Genomic DNA, 330 nt, shown 5'->3' on the forward strand with positions numbered 1-330 from the left:
TGACCTCTTCCGTGTCAGGGAAGCGCTCTCCCGCTGAGCTAAACGCGCTCGCAGCGCCCTGTTTGGGCGCCAGCATTTGAGGTGGAAACGGGAATCGAACCCGTGTGCACGGTTTTGCAGACCGTTGCCTCACCACTCGGCCATTCCACCGTGGCGATACCGCCTCACACACTACATGTGCTAGAGCGGATGACGAGACTCGAACTCGCGACCCTCACCTTGGCAAGGTGATGCGCTACCAACTGCGCTACATCCGCGTGACGAGCTCTCGCTCGTCGTGGGCTCCAAATGGAACCCCTGTGCGCGATACTGGGATTGAACCAGTGACCT

At 60.0% G+C, this 330-nt stretch carries 2 tRNA genes; both read right to left on the reverse strand.

What is annotated here, in order from left to right:
* Nucleotides 1-79 precede the first annotated feature (79 nt).
* Nucleotides 80-150 (reverse strand) — tRNA-Cys (locus HMPREF2993_RS00695).
* Nucleotides 151-184: 34 nt separating this feature from the next.
* Nucleotides 185-257: transfer RNA gene (locus HMPREF2993_RS00700), tRNA-Gly, on the reverse strand.
* Nucleotides 258-330 lie beyond the last annotated feature (73 nt).

The sequence above is a fragment of the Corynebacterium sp. HMSC068G04 genome, assembly GCF_001814885.1.
Lineage (GTDB): Bacteria > Actinomycetota > Actinomycetes > Mycobacteriales > Mycobacteriaceae > Corynebacterium > Corynebacterium hiratae.